This is a genomic window from Flagellimonas lutimaris, from assembly GCF_051494225.1.
Taxonomy (GTDB): Bacteria; Bacteroidota; Bacteroidia; order Flavobacteriales; family Flavobacteriaceae; genus Flagellimonas; species Flagellimonas lutimaris_A.
Genome location: NZ_JBNPYE010000007.1, coordinates 104,939 through 123,675, shown reverse-complemented (window position 1 = coordinate 123,675; position 18,737 = coordinate 104,939). Strand labels below are relative to the sequence as shown.

The following is an 18,737-nucleotide window of genomic DNA, read 5'->3' as shown; positions in this document are numbered from 1 at the left end:
AAGTAAGGAATCAACTCCGTTTATAAGTGTAGGTGATGACAACATCCTGATCATCCAAAAAATCATCTTGTTCCAATACAAGTCGGTTTTTGGTAAGCTCAATGATCCGCATATCATTTCTGTTCTCGAAGCGTAGAATTTCGTTATTGACCAATTCATATCTGTCGGTTTCAACAGTGCTATATGAATCTACTTCTCCGCAAGATAGCCCATTTTCATTGATGGTAAATGCATTTAGTTTCCCCTCGCCCCTGAATGCAAAGAAAGTCAAATTGTCCTTTATACATTGACGAATTTCGTTTGTGTTGTACAGGTCAATATTCACCGTGCCGTCACCATTGATGTCAACGGCAGTATCAGAATCAATGGCCTCATATTCCCATTGACCCAAAATCGCTTCGCTCCTATCATCGATGGAAATGTTATGGTCCTTACTACAAGAAAACAGCACCAATACGATTATTATTGTCAGAAAGTGTCTTTGCATGGTACTTAATTTACATAAGTGAGTAAATTTATAAAAGCCATATTGAAAATTGGTAAAATAAAGATATTGTTTATAGAATATTAAATCTGGATTAGAATGTGTTAAGGAACAATTGAAATCTCTACAAGTTTAAATGCATCATTAAAGTAATAGTTGATTTTCCCAATCAATTAAGTACAAATACATATCGAACATTACATGATTCGTTTTAAAAAACAGAAATGATACCCCTAGGTCATTTTTTCGATCTGTTCTTTCAAGGCATAGTTCTGATGGGCCAACTCTGCGTACATCTGCTTATAGCGGGATAATTCCACTTCCATTTCCTTTAATTTTCTTAATTGTGAGGTATCCACGCCTGCATATATGGCCTTCCAATTGTAGAATGTAGCTACACTGATGTCATGTTCCTTGCACAACTCCTTCACTGAAACACCTTCTTCGTGCTGATTTAAAATCTTAATCTTTTGAATCTCGGTGAACCTACTTTTCATGTCTTTAAATTTACATTTCTATTCTTGCTTAGTCCGTAGCTAAAGCAAGGGTACATAAATAGATTTCGGGAAGCTACATATTTGTATTATTACTATTGAGCATAAGATGAACTACAATAACCCCAATAGGACTAATTTAAACGGAATTCTAATTTAGTATTCTTTCTTTTTCTTGCTCATTACCCGTACCTCGATTTTTTACACTTATATCATTATTCCCAAATTTATAACTTAAGGAAAATTGTAAGTATCTACTATCATAGTAGTAACGCCCTGTTTGAAAAACTTCATTAACCCTAGACTCCACGGCATCTATGGAAGATTTAAAGATGTCATTTGCCCTAAGAGTGATATTCATATTTTTATTTAACAATAACCATTGTATTGACTGAGTTTTATTTTCGAAGTGATTTAAACTTTTTTTGGATCGAAAGAAAGGGTTGCGGATATTTGTGTTGCGAAACATAAATAACTACAAAACAACCCTTTATGTACAGTGTACTTGACAAAGATATGATAGAAATGGAAATTGTGCCATTTATTCCGAAAACAAAAAGAGGGTTCCCTCCAACGGTTCCCGTTGGGGAAATCATCAACGCGATTCTATATAAGCTCAAAACGGGGGTACAATGGAACCAGTTGCCCGTAAAGGCCCTGTTTTCAGAGGTGTGCCTTAGCTGGCAATCGGTCTACCACCATTATCGGAAGTGGTGTCTTTCCAGAACATGGAAGGACTGTTGGATAAAGTTCCTAAAAAAGCACAGGGCCGGACTGGACCTTTCGAGTGTGGATCTTGACGGCAGCCATACCCCCGCCATCAGGGGCGGTAAGGCGATCGAATATCAGGGAAGGAAGAAGCGCAAGACCACCAACGCCCTCTACCTGACCGATAGGCAGGGATTGCCGTTGGCCATGTCCGAACCCGTAGCGGGCAACCACAACGACCATTACGATATAGAGGTGCAGTACGAGGTTGTTACGGGAACGATCGAACAGGCCGATATTCCCGTGGAGGGGCTGTTCCTGAACGCGGATGCCGGATTCGATCCAATGATTTCAGAAGAGTGTGCGAGATAAAGAAAATCAATGCCAACATATGTTTCAATAAACGAAATGGCAATACCGAACAGGGACGAACATTTCGACAAAGACCTATACGATGAAAGATATGCCGTGGAACGAACCAATGCATGGATGGATAGCTACCGCTCCTTGCTCAATAGGTTCGATACCACTGTGGGAAGCTGGAAGGGTTTCAACTATTTGGTGTTCATTGTAATAACACTCAAAAAATTCAAAAACAAAAAGAAGAAAAAAGTTTAAATCACTTCTTTCTATATGCACATATAGCCCCGGGGATAGTAGTTAGGGTATCGATTTTGTCAAATACTTCTCTCTTTAGGTTAACATATTACGAAGATTCCGTACTTTCAAATAGCCAGCCATAGCCACAACATTTTTATTTGCAAAACAATTTGCTACCGTTTTCACTGAAGAGGATTACTTCGAAATAACATCCGCACATTATAAAAAATTGTTAAAAAAATAAAGCATGAATGAATGTTCATTCTTTTTTATATATTTGTATTGTAAAACTAAATAAGTTAAGTAAATGAAAAGGTTATTTTGGAACATTGTTAAAATTATTCTTGCGCTCTTTATGATTTATGGAGGTGTACAACATTTTGTGAAACCGAATTTTTATATGCCGTTTGTGCCTTCATTTTTACCATATCCAATAGCTGTAATTTATGTTTCAGGCATCATTGAAATTGTCCTAGGTTTTACATTGTTAGTAAACAAAAAATACGCTAAATTGGCAGCTTTGGGCGTCCTGGTTTTAATGATTTTGTTTTTACCAATCCACATCTGGGACGTGTTTTCCGAAACACCAGCGATCGGTAGTCATGACGCCGCCTTGATCAGACTACCGATCCAATTTGTACTAATTGCTTTGTCTTGGAAAGTCTATAGCATGTTATCAATTAAAAAAGTATAATGAATATCCATATGATTAAGAAAGAAAAAATAACGGATAAAAAACGTGCTCTACTGAACGCTACCCTAACATTGGTTAATGATCATGGTTTTCATGATGCTCCAATGTCCAAAATAGCAAAACTTGCAGGGGTAGCACCAGCTACCATCTACCTTTATTTCGAAAATAAACAGGATCTGATCAACAACCTATATCTTGAGGTAAAGGCATCTTTTAGTGATTGTGCTTTTAAGGGATACGATAATACTATGCCTGTTAAAAAAGGTTTTGAAATAATTTGGTACAATATTGCGGATTATAAATTAAATCTAGTAAATGAAGCTGCATTTTTATCGCAATGCGATAATACTCCCATGATAGATGAAGAGATTAGGAAAGAAGGGTTAAAGCATTTACAGCCCCTACTCGATTTATGGGATCAAGGGAAAAAGGAAGGTATCATTAAACCTCTTTCAATCTTTGTCCTTTACGCTTATACCATATACCCCTTGACATTTTTAATGGCTATGCAGCAAAGAAACCTGTACACGTTGAACACAAAAGTTTTAGACGAAACTTTTCAAGCTGCTTGGGATGCCATAAAATTGTGATATTTTTTTACCTAAAATAAAGAACGAACATTCATTTATAAATATAATAATGGAAAACAACACAATCCTTTTAAACGGTCTACAAGAAATTCTTTCCGCAACTTTTGCTGGGGCCGAACAGCATTTGGTACATGCAACGATCAACGAATACAACGGGTTCCCGAAATTGGCGCAACGTATGCGGTCAGAATTTGAAGAGGAAATTTTGGATGCCAAAATTCTGATGAACAGAATTTTGGATTTGGGAGGAACACCAAACACGAAACATCAAACCCTGCCTATCCATTTGGATGTAGCGCATCAACTCGAACAAGAGCTCGCCGAACAGCTTATTGCCATAAAACGATTGGAAGAGTTAATAGCACTATCCGAAAACGACGGTGCTACCAGAATGGTTTTCGAAGACTTCCTAAAGGATGAAGACTTGCATACAAGATGGCTAAAACAACAAATTAGCTTGATAAATAACGTCGGTGTTGCAAATTATTTAACAACTCAAATATAGGCAGTAAAACATAGCTTATTAAGAGACATAGCAACAAAATAGTTTAATAATCAATTATAAAAAATAATAATCATGAAAAAATTATATACAGCTAATGCAATTGCAACGGGTGGTCGAGAAGGTCGCGTCAAATCGGATGATGGAGTGTTGGATTTTAAAGTGGAGATCCCCAAGGAAATGGGAGGACGCGGTGGGGCATTTACCAATCCAGAACAACTTTTTGCTGCAGGTTACGCTGCTTGTTTTGATAGTGCATTAAACCTTGTGGCTCGTACACAGAAAATAAAGCTAAAAGATACTAAAGTAATTGCATCCGTCAGTATAGGACAAAATGATGATGGAGGTTTTTCGCTTGCTGTCGATCTTTCCGTATCCATTCCTCAAATAGAAAGAGAAACTGCACAAAAATTACTTGAACAGGCGCATCAAGTGTGTCCCTATTCCAATGCAACCAGAGGCAACATTGAAGTTAATTTAAGTTTAGTATAAAAAATTATCAACATGAATAAAATAATCCTTTTAAACAATCGCCCTACTGGAAAACCCCAAGCCTCCGATTTTAAATTCACAGATGAAAATAAGCCTGAGATAGCCAAGGGGGAAATTCTTCTGAAAACTAAATTCGTATCGGTGGATCCGTATTTGAGAGGACGAATGAGTGATGCAGAATCGTATGTGGAGCCTTTCAAATTGAATAAGCCTATTTCATCTGGTTGTATTGCCGAAGTTGTCGAGTCCAAAAATGAATCCTTCAAAAAAGGAGACTTTGTATCTGGTTCTTTAGAATGGAAAGAGTACCAAGTTTCAGACGGCAATGACCTTTTAAAAATAGATGCGTCGATAGCCCCGTTATCCACTTATTTAGGAATTTTAGGAATGACTGGTTTAACCGCCTATTTGGGGTTAACGGAAATTGGATTGCCAAAAAAAGGTGAAACCATAGTGGTGTCCGGTGCTGCTGGTGCGGTTGGTAGTGTTGTTGGTCAAATTGGAAAAATACTGGGTTGCCACGTAGTTGGAATTGCAGGTACTGATGAAAAAGTTGCGATGTTAAAATCAAAATTGGATTTCGATGATGCCATCAATTATAACACAACTAAAGATATAAACAAAGCAATTGCCACTGCTTGCCCCAAGGGAGTTGATGTTTACTTCGACAATGTTGGGGGTGATATTTCAGATAATGTACATGCCAACATTAATAGGTTTGGTAGAATTATCGTTTGCGGTGCCATTTCTGCCTATAATGAAACCTCTGTACCAACAGGCCCTAGGGTAGAACATTTTTTGATTAGGAAAAGTGTACTCATGCAAGGTTTCATCATTGGAAATTATGCGGAAAAGTTTCCGGAAGGAATAAAACAATTATCAAAATGGCTTCAGGAAGGAAAGCTGTCCTATACGGAAACTATTGTTGAAGGTTTTGATACAATCCCCCAAGCATTTATAGACCTTTTTGAAGGAAAAAATACAGGTAAAATGATTGTAAAAATATAGTCATAACATGATTGAATTATTTAAATAAAAAAAAATATGAATTCAAATTATAAAAATATATTTTCTCCTTATTCTTTTCCCGTTTCTGGTGTAGAAATCTCGAATCGGATAGTACTAGCTCCAATGACCACCTTTTCTGGTAATGATGATGGAACAACTACAGATGCCGAAGTGGCCTACTATCGTGAACGGAACGAATCGGCTGGGCTTTTAATAACCGCTTGTGCCTATGTAATAAGTCATGGTAAAGGTTTTCATGGTCAGATAGGTGCCGATTCTGATGCATTAATTCCAAGTTTGAAAAGGATAGCTGATGCTTTGAAAGCAAATGGGAATAAAGCTGTACTTCAAATATATCACGGGGGAAGAATGTCTCCTCCCGAAGAACTCGTTGATGGACAATCTATAAGTGCTAGTGCTGTAGCAGCCGTGAGAGAAGGTGCGCAAATTCCTAGAGAAATGAAGGCAACTGAAATAGAGGAAACAATTGTAGCTTTTGGTGAAGCTACCCGTAGGGCAATAGAGGCTGGTTTCGATGGGGTAGAAATACATGGTGCAAACACGTATCTATTACAACAGTTTTTCTCGCCCCATTCCAATCGTAGAACAGATAAATGGGGAGGAGATTTGAAAAAGAGAATGGCTTTCCCTTTAGCCATAGTTGATGCTGTAATAAAAGCGACAACACATTCATTGCATCCATTTCTTGTTGGATATCGAATTTCACCTGAGGAAATGGAAAATCCAGGTATCACAATGGAAGATACACTTCATTTCGTGGCAGCACTTTCAAAAAAACAATTAGACTATCTACATGTTTCTGTAATGGATTTTTGGGCAGGTTCAATGCGGGATAAAAATGATACAGCAGCCCGTGCAATGATAATTGCAGCTAAAGTAGGTCATATACTGCCTGTTATTGGTGTAGGAAGTATCCATACACCAGAAGAAGTAGATAGAGTTTTTTCTGCTAACATCCCTTTAATAGCAATGGGCCGGGAACTCTTAATGGAACCGCATTGGTTGACTAAAGTAAAAAACAATGAAGTTGATCAAATCAGTACAGAACTGGATGTAAGTGCTCAAGATGTATTGAAGATACCTACTCCTCTTTGGAATGAACTTATTTCGAGGACAGGTTGGTTACCATTAAAAAAACAATCAACAAGATCTATTTAATTTATAAATATCTAAAACAGAAGTAACATGAACAATTTTGAATTTAAAAATCCAACAAAAATATTATTTGGCAAAGGCCAAATAGAGAATCTTTCAAAAGAAATTCCCGAAAACTCAAAAATACTAATGCTTTACGGAGGTGGAAGTATCAAGAAGAACGGAATCTATAATCAGGTAAAAGAAGCTCTTTCAAATTATGAAGTGGTGGAATTTGGCGGAATTCCAGCTAATCCAGAATACAGCGTCTTGATGAAAGCCTTAAAACTGATCAAGAATGAAGATATCGACTGTTTACTGGCTGTTGGAGGAGGGTCTGTCATCGATGGTACAAAATTCTTATCGGCAGCTGCCCTTTACAAAGGCGATACCCCTTGGCATTTATTGACCGATAATAAACCTATAACCGAGGGAATGCCTTTTGCTACGGTTTTAACCTTGCCTGCTACCGGTTCTGAAATGAATTCCGGGGCGGTCATCACAAGGGAAGAAACAAAAGAGAAATTGGCCATGGGAGGACCAGGTCTTTTCCCTGTATTCTCAATTCTTGACCCGCAAGTAATACAATCCATACCGAAACGCCAGTTGGCCAACGGGATTACAGATGCTTTTACTCACGTTTTAGAGCAGTATATGACGTATCCTACAGGAGCATTATTGCAAGATCGCTTTGCTGAAAGTATTTTACAAACGTTGGTAGAAATTGCACCTGCTATTATGAAGGACCCAGCGGATTACAAAGCGGCATCCAATTTTATGTGGAGCTGTACAATGGCGCTGAACGGACTAATCCAACAAGGAGTTCCTGGGGATTGGGCAGTACATGCCATGGGACATGAATTAACGGCATTGTATGGCATTGATCATGCAAGAACATTGGCCATTGTGGGTCCAAACCATTATCGATACAATTTCGAAAGTAAAAAAGTGAAATTGGCACAGTATGCAGAACGTATCTGGAATATTGAAGAAGGAACAGTCGAGGAAAAAGCCAATATTGGAATTGAAAAAACCGAAGAATTTTTTCACTCTTTAGGAATTGACACTAAGCTTTCGGAATACACCGATGACTATTTGGAAACGGGAAGGATTGTTTCAAAACGCTTTACAGATCGTGGATGGACTGGCCTAGGAGAACATAAAACCCTAACCCCTTCCGATGCCGAAAAAATCATAGAAATGAGTTATTAACATTTTAACCTAGAAAAAATGAAAACAAGAACAATTGGAAAAAGTGATTTAAAAGTATTTTCCATTGGCCTGGGAGCCATGGGCATGTCGGAATTCTACGGAAAAACTGATGAAAAACAAAGCATTAATACATTACATAAAGCATTAGATATTGGAGTCAATTTTATTGACACAGCAGATGTTTACGGTATAGGAGCTAACGAAGAGCTTCTTCGAAAGGCCTATAGTGACCGTTGGAATGATTTGGTGCTGGCTACAAAGTTTGGATTTGTACGAGATAAGAATAAACCGGAGGTGAGAGAACTAAGTGGTTCACCTGAGTATGTAAAAAGTTCTTGTGAGGCAAGTTTAAGACGATTGGGTCGTGATGTAATCGATTTGTATTATTTACATCGTGTGGATCCCAATACGCCTATTGAGGAAACAGTTGGAGCTATGGCAGAACTGGTTAAAGAAGGAAAAGTTAGATATATAGGGCTTTCAGAAGTCTCAGGCGATACGCTAAGGCGTGCCAATGAAGTTCACCCTATAACCGCGGTGCAGACCGAGTATTCCATTTGGTCTCGTGATGTAGAGAAAACTACAATGTCCGTTATTGAGGAATTGGGTATTTCATTGGTGCCTTACAGCCCATTAGGCAGAGGTTTTCTATCAGGAAAAATCAAGGATACATCAGAACTATCCGAGAATGATTTCCGACATACCGTGCCGCGTTTTCAAAAAGAATTCTTTGAAAGCAATAAAACACTTTTAAACCGAATTGAGCAGTTAGCTGATAAGAAGAAAGTAACACCTGCACAATTGTCTTTAGCTTGGTTATTACACAAAGGAGAAAATATAATTCCTATTCCCGGTACCAAACAAGAGAAATACTTGATTGAAAATACCAAAGCTGTTCACGTAGAGATTACTCAAAATGAGATGCTGTATTTAGATGATACATACAGTACGGTGGCTGGCGAACGCTACAATGATATGGGAATGAAATTTACTAATTTATAGTAGTTTTTTTTAAACCAAAAAAGATGAAAACAAGAACAATTGGAAAAAGTGATTTAATAGTATTTCCCATTGGCCTGGGAGCTATGGGTATGTCTGAATTCTATGGGGAAACTGATGAGAAACAAAGTATTAGAACTTTGCACAAAGCATTGGACATTGGAGTCAACTTTATAGACACGGCAGATGTTTATGGCATAGGTGATAATGAAAAATTATTGCGTAAAGCCTATAGTGACCGTTGGAAAGATTTGGTGTTAGCTACAAAGTTCGGGTATGTGAGAAATAAGAAAAACCCTGAAGGACGACAAAGAAATGGTTCACCTGAGTACGTAAAAAGTGCTTGTGAAGCAAGTTTAAAACGATTGGGGCGCGAAGTTATCGATTTGTATTACTTACATCGTGTAGATCCCAATACGCCTATTGAGGAAACAGTTGGGGCAATGGCAGAGTTAGTGAAAGAAGGAAAAGTTAGATATATAGGGCTTTCAGAAGTCTCAGGCGATACGCTAAGGCGTGCCAATGAAGTTCACCCTATAACCGCGGTGCAGACCGAGTATTCCATTTGGTCTCGGGATGTAGAAAAAACAACAATGTCCGTTATTGAGGAATTGGGAATTTCATTGGTGCCTTACAGTCCATTAGGAAGAGGTATTCTAACAGGTAAGATCAGCGACACCTCTGCATTATCCAAGAATGATTACCGGCATACGGTGCCTCGCTTTCAAAAAGAAAACTTTGAAAGTAACAAACGGCTTTTAAGTAGAATTGAGCAGCTTGCTGAAACTAAAAAGATAACACCTGCACAATTATCTCTGGCCTGGTTATTAAATAAGGGAGAAAATATAATTCCTATTCCCGGTACCAAGCATGAGAAATACTTAATTGAAAATGCGAAAGCTGTTGACGTTGAACTTACTCAAGATGAGATGCAGCATTTAGATGATACTTACATTTCAGTGGCTGGCAAACGCTACAATGATATGGGAATGAAATTTACAAACTTATAATAAGATCTTAAAATACAGAAAAAATGAAAAATGAAATATTAGATGCAGTTAACCCTGCATCGCAACAGATATTTGAACATGTTGAGAGTACGCCCAAAAGCAAACTTCCAAAAATGGTAGAAAAGGCTGCGCAGGCTCAAAAGAAATGGGCGGCACTAACCTACAAAGAACGAGGTATATATCTAAAAAAATTAAAAAATCTCGTTATCGAACGAGCTGAAGAAATAGCAGAAACCATCTCAAAAGGTATGGGAAAACCTTTGGTAGAATCATATTTGTTCGGTGTTAACCTAGTGGCAGAAGACCTAGAAGAATATAGTGAAAAAGCAGGAATATATCTGGCGGATGAAGATGTACCAACACCAGAATATCTTGGAGAAAATAAAAAAGCGCTTGTACGTTATACTCCTCGTGGAGTGGTAGCCGTTATTGCTCCATGGAACTTTCCGTTTGGTCTAGCAATGTCCCCTGTAATCACAGCCCTAGCGGCAGGAAATTCAGTGGTTTTAAAACCAACGTCTGCAGTTCCGATTATAGGAAAGGTAATTGAAAAACTGTTCAACGATACATTTTCTGATTTTGATGGGTTGGCACAAGTTGTTCATGGAAAAGGTAGTTTGGGAAGTGATTTGGCCACAACCAAGGGGATAGATTTTGTTGCCTTTACAGGTTCTACACAAATAGGTCGTCAACTTCAAAAACAATTGGCAGAAAACTTAACACCTTCATTATTAGAACTTGGAGGTAGTGATCCTTTAATTGTTACGGATGATGCTAACTTAACTCGTGCTGCAAAAGCTACTGTATTCGGTCGTTTTTCCAATAACGGACAGATATGTGAAGCAGTAAAACGCGTGTATGTTAATGAAAAAGTTGCCGATGCTTTTATTGCAAATGTTAAAAAGGAAGTCGAAGTACTTACCTCTGGGGAATACACCACACCTTCAAATGATGTTGGTCCATTGGCTAATGGCAGGGGTGTCAATACCTTGAGGGAGCAATTACAAGACGCATTGGACAAAGGTGCGGAACTGATTGCCGGTGGTTTCCCCGAGAATGACGATACTTTATTCTGGCCAGCAACGGTTTTGACTAATGTAGATCACAGTATGCGTGTTATGCACGAAGAAGTGTTCGGACCAATATTGCCAATTCAAATCGTAAAGGATGATGAAGAAGCCATTGCATTGGCTAATGATTCTGAATATGGTCTAGATGCTTATGTGTTCAGTAGTAATATGGAAAGAGCCCATAAAATAGCAAATCAGTTGCAGGCAGGTTCTGTAGATATTAATGAAGTATTGGTTCATTATGCGGTATCGGGAATACCATTTGGAGGTGTGAAAAACTCTGGAATCAATCGTTATCACGGAAAAATAGGTCTGCAGTTATTCGCGAATTATAAAGGTATGGTGATAGACAGTGGGGAGAAAGATACTGAAGCACTTTGGTTTCCATATTCTGAAGAAAAACTACAAGGAGCTAAACAGCTTTTGGAACAATTGAAATAAATTGAATAATTAATAAAATTGAAAATAATGGAAATATTAATCGTATTGACATCCCATGCATTATTGGGAAATACCGGGGAGCAAACCGGATTTTGGATAGAAGAATTTGCAACACCTTATTATTATTTAGTAGATAATGGCGCTAACGTTACTTTGGCTTCACCTGATGGAGGTCAGCCTCCTATCGATCCTACCAGTGATAAACCGGAAAATCAGACAGAATCCACCAAACGGTTTAAAAATGACGAGGCATTACAGGAAAAACTAAGTAATACGATTAAACTGTCCGAGATATCTACCAAGGAATATGACGCAGTATTCTATCCAGGTGGTCACGGTCCTTTATGGGATTTGGCAGAGAGTGAAGTTTCGGCGAGGTTGATCGAGAGCTTTTATAACGCCAATAAGCCTGTCGCCTTTGTATGCCATGCTCCTGCAGCCCTGAAAAATGTAAAAAATATTTCGGGTGAACCACTCGTGAAAGGAAAAAAAGTAACTGGATTTACAAATTCAGAGGAAGAACTGGTCGGTCTTACCGATGTTGTACCATTTCTTGTTGAAGACATGTTGAAGGAAAAAGGAGGCATATATAGCAAATCAAATGATTTTGAGGCCTATGCTTTGGAAGATGGATTGCTCATCACAGGACAAAACCCAGCCTCTTCTCAAAAAGTGGCAGAATTATTATTAACCAAATTAGAACCTAAAAAATAGGTTGTTTTGGTCATACTCTGATGTAATTATTAGAAGTTTCTTCCTTCCTTTTCCGAGAAGAGGAGGGAATAGGGACTTAAATTCAGAATCATTAATAAATTATAAAAAAGAATATTTATTTTATGATAAAAGTGGTAGCCAAAAATTTTGCTAAAGAAAATAAAATTGATAAAATTTTAGAACTGGCAAAGGAATTAGTAGAAAAAACAGTAAAAGAAGTAGGTTGTGTCAAGTATGAAATGTACCAAAATACAAACGAGCCAACAGAACTAGTAATGTTAGAAGAATGGGAAACAGAAGAAGATTTAAACAAGCATATGTCTACAGAACATTTTAAAAGAATAGTTCCTCAGATGGCTGAGTATTTGAGAAAAAAGGCTGAAATTAATATATACAAAAAAGTCATTTAGACTTTTTTTAGAATGAAAGTAAATAAAATATGCCAATTGCTGCCGAAAGTATAGTCCAATAAATATATAAATAACGGCTGAGAGCTTTTTTATTATTGTTTATAGAATTCCGATAGGTTTAGGTTTTATTTGACTGCGGTAGTCGACTACTTTCTGAAAGCGATCTACAACTCTATTCTTTAATCAATTGTCCGCTAAAATCTGATTTCAAATAACAGGAAAATTTATTCTAAAATAGTCTCCTCTTTGGAAAAGTTTTCTACTAAAACTAAAAATGATATGTCAAAATTATATTCGTCCTATACCCTTCGAGGTTTGGAATTGACAAACAGAATTGTAGTATCACCGATGTGCCAATATAGTGCAGAAAATGGTATGGCCAATGACTGGCATCTTGTACATCTAGGTTCGCGTGCAGTTGGAGATGCCGGACTCGTTTTTACGGAAGCAGCCGCAGTTTTACCAGAGGGAAGAATATCACCTTCGGATCTGGGAATTTGGTCGGATAAACATATAAAACCTTTAAAACGAATCACAACTTTTATTAAAGCACAAGGTGTGTCGTCAGGCATCCAGTTATCTCACGCAGGCAGAAAAGCTAGCTGTCAACCACCTTGGGAAGGTGGAAAACAAATTAGCCCATTAGCTGGAGGTTGGCATACTGTTGCTCCTTCGTCAATACCATTTTATAAGGGTGATGTAGGTCTGGTTCCATTAGAATTGTCGATCGAAGAAATCCAAGTCATCATAAAATCATTTGTAAAAGCTGCGAAAAGAGCAGTGACCGCTGGTTTCGATACCATTGAGATACACGCTGCACATGGGTATCTGTTGAATCAATTTTTATCGCCCCTAACAAATAAAAGAAATGATAAATATGGTGGTTCGTTTGAAAATCGCATGCGTCTATTGATCGAGGTAACTAAAGGTATCCGCTCTGTAATACCGCAAGAAATGCCTCTATTTGTACGCATATCCGCCGAAGAGTGGGCATCTGGAGGTCACACCATAAATGAGTCCGTGGAAGTTTCAAAAGTATTAAAAACAAACGGTGTGGATTTGATAGATTGTTCCTCTGGAGGAGTGGTAAGGCAGCAAAATATCCCAGTTAAAGTAAACTATCAAGTTCCTTTTGCCGAAAGAATCAAGAAGGAAGTAAACATCGCGACGGGTGCTGTAGGTTTAATTACGGATGTCTTTCAGGCCGATGATATTTTGGACAAAGATGAAGCCGATTTAATTTTTATTGGTAGGGAGATGTTACGAAATCCCTATTTTGCTTTACTAGGAGCAGATCAAATGAATATTATCCCAAATTGGCCTAAACAATATGAAAGGGGAAATCCCAGAAAATAACTATTAAAAACGAAAGAAATGAATGATGCGAAAAAAAATGTATTGATAGCTGGTGCTAATGGCACCACAGGAAGGATCATTATTGATATACTTCAAAAATCAGACACCTATAAACCGGTTGCCATGGTTCGTAAACAAAAGCAAAAAGAGCGTTTTGAAAGTGAACATGTTACGACGGTACTAGCCGATATAGAAGAGGACTTGAGCCAAGTTGTCACTCAAATTGACAAAATCATTTTCGCCGCTGGGTCAAAAGGCAAAAACGTAGTTGGTGTAGACCAAGAGGGAGCTAAACGATTAACCGATGCTGCAAAACAAGCCGGAATCGAAAAATTCGTTATGTTAAGTTCAATGGGAGCCGATAATTCGTCACAAAATAAAGAGATTGAAGCCTATTTGAAAGCAAAACAAAACGCCGATGAGCATTTGCGTGCAAGTGGTTTGGAATATTCTATCGTTAGACCAGGGCAATTGACGAATGAAGATGGCAAGGGTAGAATCGAGCTCGGTTCCAAATTAAATAAAAGCGGTAGCATTTCAAGAGCTGATGTAGCAAAAACCTTAGTTGAAGTTTTGGATAATGGCGTTATGCAAAATCAAACTTTTGAGCTTTTGGAAGGTGAAACTACTATTGAAAAAGCGGTTCGATTAAATTAAGGATATATTAATGGACAGTTAATTCAAACAGTCAACATGCTCTTTTATAAATGTCCAGTCCAATGTAGTAAGTCCAATTTTTTTATGACACTATCTCAATAAGTGTGTAAGTTAAAAATAGCGGGGGTTGGACTTTATTAGAGTCTGACCCTTTTTTCATAGATCGTAAGGAACTGGTTTAAAATGATGCCCCAGTTCCTGATGGGCATGGACCATTTCTTGGTCGCTTCCCTTGTTGCCAAATATACGGATTTCATCACCGCATCGTCGGTGGGGAAGGAAAGCTTGTTCTTTGTGTACTTCCTGATCTTCCCGTTCAGGTTCTCTATAAGGTTGGTGGTATAGATGATCTTTCGTATCTCGACGGGGAATTCGTAGAACATGGTAAGGTCCTCCCAGTTGTCCCTCCAGCTCTTTATGGCATAGGAGTACTGTCCTCCCATTTTTTGGCGAAGTCCCCTAGGGCGGCCTTTACCGCTTTCTCGTTGGGTGCGTTGTAGATGCCCTTCATATCCGCGGTAAAGGCCTTCTTGTCCTTCCATACCACATAGCGGCGTATGCGGCCCACTAACCACATCTTCTAATTTGGCATAATTTTATTTACTTGGCTATCTTCTGGTAAGCTTGATCTAAACTTGCTGTAATTCCTTATAGTTCTGAGGGTAGAGATTCCGGATGTCCTTATGGTTGATGGACATGATATTCTCCAGAGAGTGTATTTGAGCCATTCATATGGATTTACCCCGTGTTTTTTGCAGATGGCAAAGAAGGAATAGATTCCTGCGGCTCTTTCTGCGGCTTTATGCGAACCGGCAAATAGGTAATTCTTTCTACCCAGGGCCAATGGTCTGATGGCATTTTCCACTAAATTATTATCGATCTCCAGGGTACCATCTTTCAGATAGGCACTGAACTGGTCCCAACGATCCATAGAATACCGGAAGGCCTTTCCGATGGGACTCTTGGGAAGGATCAGCTGATGCTTCATCTGATCGAACATCCATTTTCCAAGTTCATTGATAACGGGCAGTGCTTTTTCCAGACGCAAGGCTTTGCGCTGTTCCGGGCTTAAGTTGTGTTCTCGTGCTTCAGCTTCAACCCCGTAGAGTTTCTGGATGAAGGTTAAGGCTTTTTCAGCTCGCTCCCTGTCATTATCCTTTGCTTTATCAAATTCCCTTCTGGCGTGGGCCCAGCAGTTCAGGTGGGTAACCCCCTCACGCTTGCCGATTTTATCATAAGCCGCATAGCCATCACTTTGAAGGTAGCCTTTAAACCCGGCCAATACATGATCGGCAGCCTCACGGCTACGCCCGGGCTGATAATCAAAGAGTATAGTGCCATCTATGGGACAATGATGTACCCAATAATAGCCTTGATGTGTATTTCCTTTTTTAGCAGGATTCATCACCTTTATGGGTGTTTCATCACTTTGGAGACACCCTTTGGAGCGAATATCCTCCAGCAGGTGCTGATAAAGGATATCGATGATTTTAAGGCTTTGCCTGGTCCAGCCTTCCAGGGTGGAAGATGCTATGGGTATCTCTGCTCTTTTGAAGCGTTGGAGCTGCCGGTAAAACGGAAGGTGGTGGTCCTGGTACTTATCGACTAAAATCGAAGCCAGGAGTCCGGCTCCCGGGATTCCTTTTTCAATCACCCGCTCGGGAAGTCCCCCGATGATCACTCCTTCTTTATTTTTAGGAGCATACTTATAGCGGATATAGCGTTTGATATAGTATTTAGCAGGCTCGTATTCCAGCTCATCGGTCACTTCCTTGCCGATACAGACCATATCGGCAATATCCTCTTCAGGATAGATCTCGATCTCATTTACCTCAAGATGCTCTGGAAGGGCCACTCTTCCTTTGTGGGCAGAAGTTCTTTTGCGACGCTGGTCGCTGAGTTTCTCTTTTAACTCGGCTTCTTGTTTTTCAGCCTTTTGGGGTTCCATCCCAAAGAGAAGGCTCATCTGGTTTTTATCCCCTTCGAAGCGTTCTCTTTTTTGACCAAAGGCCAGGCGTTTGTAATACTCCACCTGGAATTTCAGATCAGCAATCCTATGCTGTGCTTTTTCAACTTCTTGTTCCCTTTTAGAAACACTTTTTTCAGCTTTTTCCCTCTTTTTCGTCTCTTTCTTCAAAAGGGCCAAAAGCTGATCTTTAGTAAGGTTTTCCAAGGGTTCTTGCATGTGTTAAAGATACAAAAACAGCCCTGTTAAACCTACCGTGAACTCTTGTTTTTACTGATAAAACACGATTATTTTCTAGTGAGAATAACGCAGTTTCTGAACACTTTTTTCAACCGTAATACCCTCTATCATCAGTACCAGTTGCGGCCAGGTAAAACTGGTCTGATTTTCTTTAATTACAGGCGGAGCGAAGCTTCCCCGCTCCAGGCGTTTGTAGTATAAAACAAAGCCGCCCCGCTCCCAGTTGAGCAGCTTAAGATGGGTGCGATTCCGGTTAAGAAAAACGAACACATCACCGCTGGCAGGCTCCCGGTTGAGTTCATTTTTGACCAATCCGCTCAGACCATTAAATGATTTTCGCATATCGCAGGACTTACGATAAAAGTGATAATTATGGGATGAGCCTAAGGAGAACATTAATACAACTTGACTAACCGGGCACTAAGTCCCAGGTCCGTAGCATTATTTGGAGTTTGACCCCGTTGGGATAAATAAGCTCCAGCTCACCCGATGACCTGTTTGATCCCTTGGTAACTTCTAAAAATCCCCTGGGCTGATCTGTAGCCTTACCCCTTTTAGGACATCGCTAAATTCATAAAATTATCATTAATGTTGTCTGTTTCGGGGAAGAATTCTTCCCCGAAACGGTTCTTGTATTCCCTGGGCGGCATATCACCGATGGATGAATGGGGATGCCTTGTATTGTAATCCTCCATCCATTTTTGGGTCAGCGTTCTTACTTGGTGCAGGTCGTTGAACCAATAGGCATCGAGCACATCCTCCCTGTAAAACCTGTTGAGGCGTTCCATATATCCGTTCTGCATGGGCTTGCCGGGCTGGATGAACTGCAGCTCCACCCGTCTGCTCTTGCACCATTGCGATAGGGCCTTGGATATGAACTCAGGGCCGTTGTCGCAGCGTATGGTCTTTGGCAGGCCTATTTCTTCACCCAATTGTGATAAGGTCTCCACCACCCTTATAGCTGGATAGTTAAGCCCCACGTCCATGGCCAGGGCCTCCCGGTTGCAGTCGTCCATCACATTGAACACCCTTATCTTCCTCCCATCTGACAGGACATCGGCCATAAAGTCCATGCTCCAGACCTCGTTGAGCTCCATCGGGGCCTCCAATGGGTTCTTGGTCCTTGTGGGAAGCCTCTTCTTGTGCTTCCTCCTGAGCTTTAGGTTCATGGACCTGTAGACCCTCAACACCCGTTTCCTGTTCCAGTTGTGGCCTTCGCGACGCAGACGCTTGTAATACACCTCGAATCCCCTTGTCGGCAGCTCTTCGGCCAGCCTGGAAAGGGCATCGATCACCTCTGTGTCGTCCCTTCTACTGTGGTAGTACCACATCGACCGGGCAAGGTCAAGTACTTCGCAGGAACGCGATACACATACCGAATAGGCCTCCTGGAGGTATTTGGCGCGCTGCTTCTTGTCGGAAGGCCCTAGAACTTTTTTGACAGTACGTCCTTGAGCATACGGATGTCAAGGCTGGCATCGGCGTACATCTGCTTTAGCTTACGGTTCTCCTCCTCAAGTTCCTTCAAACGCTTCATGTGCGCCACTTCCATGCCCCCGTACTTCTTCCTCCAATAATAAAAAGTGCTGGTGTCAATACCCATCTCACGGGATATATCACCGACCTTGCGGCCCTGTTCGTTCTCTTTCAGTGCCTTGATGATCTGGCTCTCGGTAAACTTGCTTTTTTTCATGTGACAGTTAAAATTTAAAGTTAGAAAATTCTAATTTTAAGCTGTCCTATTTTTAGGGAAGGCTACAGATCTTCATCGTTCTTCTTGCGAATCCAGTAACAGAATGTGGATGGCCTAATCCCTTTTTCTTTGCTGAAGGCTTTTGCCGATAGGCCGCTATTACGATATTCATTAACTAAAGTGTACATTTCTTCCTGTTTGCTCATAATAAATATTATTTTAGAGCAGCAAAGCTAGCGGTC

Annotated in this window: 19 protein-coding genes and 4 pseudogenes; 15 read left to right on the top strand and 8 right to left on the bottom strand. The window is 39.7% G+C overall.

Annotation, left to right across the window (positions count from 1 at the left end):
* Positions 1 to 10: 10 nt before the first annotated feature.
* The 3 genes and pseudogenes from ACQQ5U_RS13785 to ACQQ5U_RS13775 form a co-directional block, all read right to left on the bottom strand.
* Positions 11 to 487, bottom strand: coding sequence for a hypothetical protein (locus ACQQ5U_RS13785; protein WP_437398356.1), 477 nt, complete (start codon positions 485 to 487; stop codon positions 11 to 13).
* A gap of 239 nt (positions 488 to 726) precedes the next feature.
* Positions 727 to 981: pseudogene (locus ACQQ5U_RS13780) on the bottom strand (transposase); the annotation flags it as partial.
* A gap of 148 nt (positions 982 to 1,129) precedes the next feature.
* Positions 1,130 to 1,447 carry an outer membrane beta-barrel protein gene (locus ACQQ5U_RS13775; RefSeq protein WP_437398355.1) on the bottom strand — a complete coding sequence of 106 codons (318 nt, stop codon included), beginning with the start codon at positions 1,445 to 1,447 and terminating at the stop codon, positions 1,130 to 1,132.
* 23 nt (positions 1,448 to 1,470) lie between these two features.
* Between ACQQ5U_RS13775 and ACQQ5U_RS13770 the strand changes: the two are divergent.
* The 15 genes and pseudogenes from ACQQ5U_RS13770 (at position 1,471) to ACQQ5U_RS13700 (ending at position 14,596) form a co-directional block, all read left to right on the top strand.
* Positions 1,471 to 2,304, top strand: a pseudogene (locus ACQQ5U_RS13770) (IS5 family transposase).
* Positions 2,305 to 2,593: 289 nt separating this feature from the next.
* Positions 2,594 to 2,980 (top strand): DoxX family protein, encoded by a 387-nt coding sequence (locus ACQQ5U_RS13765; protein ID WP_437398353.1) that lies wholly within the window; start codon positions 2,594 to 2,596, stop codon positions 2,978 to 2,980.
* A gap of 11 nt (positions 2,981 to 2,991) precedes the next feature.
* Complete coding sequence (locus ACQQ5U_RS13760; RefSeq protein WP_437398351.1) at positions 2,992 to 3,570, top strand: TetR/AcrR family transcriptional regulator; 579 nt, start codon at positions 2,992 to 2,994, stop codon at positions 3,568 to 3,570.
* Positions 3,571 to 3,619: 49 nt separating this feature from the next.
* Positions 3,620 to 4,075, top strand: a complete 456-nt coding sequence (locus tag ACQQ5U_RS13755) for a ferritin-like domain-containing protein (RefSeq protein ID WP_437398350.1) — start codon at positions 3,620 to 3,622, stop codon at positions 4,073 to 4,075.
* Between the two features lie 72 nt (positions 4,076 to 4,147).
* Positions 4,148 to 4,564, top strand: a complete 417-nt coding sequence (locus ACQQ5U_RS13750) for an organic hydroperoxide resistance protein (RefSeq protein WP_347374015.1) — start codon at positions 4,148 to 4,150, stop codon at positions 4,562 to 4,564.
* Positions 4,565 to 4,576: 12 nt separating this feature from the next.
* Positions 4,577 to 5,572 (top strand): NADP-dependent oxidoreductase, encoded by a 996-nt coding sequence (locus ACQQ5U_RS13745; RefSeq protein WP_437398348.1) that lies wholly within the window; start codon positions 4,577 to 4,579, stop codon positions 5,570 to 5,572.
* A 36-nt stretch (positions 5,573 to 5,608) separates the two neighbouring features.
* The gene (locus ACQQ5U_RS13740; RefSeq protein ID WP_437398346.1) at positions 5,609 to 6,751 is read left to right on the top strand and encodes an NADH-dependent flavin oxidoreductase; all 1,143 of its coding nucleotides are present in this window, start codon (positions 5,609 to 5,611) and stop codon (positions 6,749 to 6,751) included.
* Between the two features lie 27 nt (positions 6,752 to 6,778).
* Positions 6,779 to 7,939 (top strand): iron-containing alcohol dehydrogenase, encoded by a 1,161-nt coding sequence (locus ACQQ5U_RS13735; RefSeq protein WP_437398344.1) that lies wholly within the window; start codon positions 6,779 to 6,781, stop codon positions 7,937 to 7,939.
* An 18-nt stretch (positions 7,940 to 7,957) separates the two neighbouring features.
* Entirely contained in the window at positions 7,958 to 8,941 is a 984-nt protein-coding gene (locus ACQQ5U_RS13730) for an aldo/keto reductase (RefSeq protein ID WP_437398342.1), read from the top strand.
* A 23-nt stretch (positions 8,942 to 8,964) separates the two neighbouring features.
* A complete protein-coding gene (locus tag ACQQ5U_RS13725) occupies positions 8,965 to 9,948 on the top strand; it encodes an aldo/keto reductase (protein ID WP_437398340.1) in 984 nt (327 codons plus the stop codon).
* Positions 9,949 to 9,971: 23 nt separating this feature from the next.
* Positions 9,972 to 11,459 (top strand): aldehyde dehydrogenase family protein, encoded by a 1,488-nt coding sequence (locus ACQQ5U_RS13720; RefSeq protein WP_437398339.1) that lies wholly within the window; start codon positions 9,972 to 9,974, stop codon positions 11,457 to 11,459.
* 27 nt (positions 11,460 to 11,486) lie between these two features.
* Complete coding sequence (locus tag ACQQ5U_RS13715; RefSeq protein ID WP_437398338.1) at positions 11,487 to 12,173, top strand: type 1 glutamine amidotransferase domain-containing protein; 687 nt, start codon at positions 11,487 to 11,489, stop codon at positions 12,171 to 12,173.
* Positions 12,174 to 12,295: 122 nt separating this feature from the next.
* Positions 12,296 to 12,583, top strand: coding sequence for a putative quinol monooxygenase (locus ACQQ5U_RS13710; RefSeq protein WP_109653804.1), 288 nt, complete (start codon positions 12,296 to 12,298; stop codon positions 12,581 to 12,583).
* Between the two features lie 279 nt (positions 12,584 to 12,862).
* Positions 12,863 to 13,939 (top strand): NADH:flavin oxidoreductase/NADH oxidase, encoded by a 1,077-nt coding sequence (locus tag ACQQ5U_RS13705; RefSeq protein WP_437398336.1) that lies wholly within the window; start codon positions 12,863 to 12,865, stop codon positions 13,937 to 13,939.
* Positions 13,940 to 13,957: 18 nt separating this feature from the next.
* Positions 13,958 to 14,596, top strand: a complete 639-nt coding sequence (locus ACQQ5U_RS13700) for an SDR family oxidoreductase (protein WP_437398335.1) — start codon at positions 13,958 to 13,960, stop codon at positions 14,594 to 14,596.
* Positions 14,597 to 14,733: 137 nt separating this feature from the next.
* Here ACQQ5U_RS13700 and ACQQ5U_RS13695 read toward each other — a convergent pair.
* From ACQQ5U_RS13695 to tnpA, 5 genes and pseudogenes are all read right to left on the bottom strand, one after another.
* Positions 14,734 to 15,149, bottom strand: a pseudogene (locus ACQQ5U_RS13695) (transposase); the annotation flags it as partial.
* 76 nt (positions 15,150 to 15,225) lie between these two features.
* Positions 15,226 to 16,781 (bottom strand): annotated as a pseudogene (gene tnpC, locus ACQQ5U_RS13690) (IS66 family transposase).
* A gap of 75 nt (positions 16,782 to 16,856) precedes the next feature.
* Positions 16,857 to 17,198 carry an IS66 family insertion sequence element accessory protein TnpB gene (tnpB, locus tag ACQQ5U_RS13685; RefSeq protein ID WP_437398334.1) on the bottom strand — a complete coding sequence of 114 codons (342 nt, stop codon included), beginning with the start codon at positions 17,196 to 17,198 and terminating at the stop codon, positions 16,857 to 16,859.
* 158 nt (positions 17,199 to 17,356) lie between these two features.
* A protein-coding gene (locus tag ACQQ5U_RS13680) for an IS3 family transposase (protein ID WP_293294698.1) occupies positions 17,357 to 18,495 on the bottom strand; the annotation gives its coding sequence in 2 pieces (ribosomal slippage) (positions 17,357 to 18,234 and positions 18,234 to 18,495; 1,140 coding nt in all).
* Positions 18,496 to 18,557: 62 nt separating this feature from the next.
* Positions 18,558 to 18,701 (bottom strand): IS66 family insertion sequence element accessory protein TnpA, encoded by a 144-nt coding sequence (gene tnpA, locus ACQQ5U_RS13675; RefSeq protein ID WP_437398333.1) that lies wholly within the window; start codon positions 18,699 to 18,701, stop codon positions 18,558 to 18,560.
* Positions 18,702 to 18,737 lie beyond the last annotated feature (36 nt).

Bases quoted from the DNA above. Each gene is read 5' to 3' on its own strand.
- ACQQ5U_RS13785 (WP_437398356.1), bottom strand. From the start codon at position 487: ATGCAAAGACACTTTCTGACAATAATAATCGTATTGGTGCTGTTTTCT.
- ACQQ5U_RS13775 (WP_437398355.1), bottom strand. From the start codon at position 1,447: ATGTTTCGCAACACAAATATCCGCAACCCTTTCTTTCGATCCAAAAAA.
- ACQQ5U_RS13765 (WP_437398353.1), top strand. From the start codon at position 2,594: ATGAAAAGGTTATTTTGGAACATTGTTAAAATTATTCTTGCGCTCTTT.
- ACQQ5U_RS13760 (WP_437398351.1), top strand. From the start codon at position 2,992: ATGATTAAGAAAGAAAAAATAACGGATAAAAAACGTGCTCTACTGAAC.
- ACQQ5U_RS13755 (WP_437398350.1), top strand. From the start codon at position 3,620: ATGGAAAACAACACAATCCTTTTAAACGGTCTACAAGAAATTCTTTCC.
- ACQQ5U_RS13750 (WP_347374015.1), top strand. From the start codon at position 4,148: ATGAAAAAATTATATACAGCTAATGCAATTGCAACGGGTGGTCGAGAA.
- ACQQ5U_RS13745 (WP_437398348.1), top strand. From the start codon at position 4,577: ATGAATAAAATAATCCTTTTAAACAATCGCCCTACTGGAAAACCCCAA.
- ACQQ5U_RS13740 (WP_437398346.1), top strand. From the start codon at position 5,609: ATGAATTCAAATTATAAAAATATATTTTCTCCTTATTCTTTTCCCGTT.
- ACQQ5U_RS13735 (WP_437398344.1), top strand. From the start codon at position 6,779: ATGAACAATTTTGAATTTAAAAATCCAACAAAAATATTATTTGGCAAA.
- ACQQ5U_RS13730 (WP_437398342.1), top strand. From the start codon at position 7,958: ATGAAAACAAGAACAATTGGAAAAAGTGATTTAAAAGTATTTTCCATT.
- ACQQ5U_RS13725 (WP_437398340.1), top strand. From the start codon at position 8,965: ATGAAAACAAGAACAATTGGAAAAAGTGATTTAATAGTATTTCCCATT.
- ACQQ5U_RS13720 (WP_437398339.1), top strand. From the start codon at position 9,972: ATGAAAAATGAAATATTAGATGCAGTTAACCCTGCATCGCAACAGATA.
- ACQQ5U_RS13715 (WP_437398338.1), top strand. From the start codon at position 11,487: ATGGAAATATTAATCGTATTGACATCCCATGCATTATTGGGAAATACC.
- ACQQ5U_RS13710 (WP_109653804.1), top strand. From the start codon at position 12,296: ATGATAAAAGTGGTAGCCAAAAATTTTGCTAAAGAAAATAAAATTGAT.
- ACQQ5U_RS13705 (WP_437398336.1), top strand. From the start codon at position 12,863: ATGTCAAAATTATATTCGTCCTATACCCTTCGAGGTTTGGAATTGACA.
- ACQQ5U_RS13700 (WP_437398335.1), top strand. From the start codon at position 13,958: ATGAATGATGCGAAAAAAAATGTATTGATAGCTGGTGCTAATGGCACC.
- tnpB (WP_437398334.1), bottom strand. From the start codon at position 17,198: ATGTTCTCCTTAGGCTCATCCCATAATTATCACTTTTATCGTAAGTCC.
- tnpA (WP_437398333.1), bottom strand. From the start codon at position 18,701: ATGAGCAAACAGGAAGAAATGTACACTTTAGTTAATGAATATCGTAAT.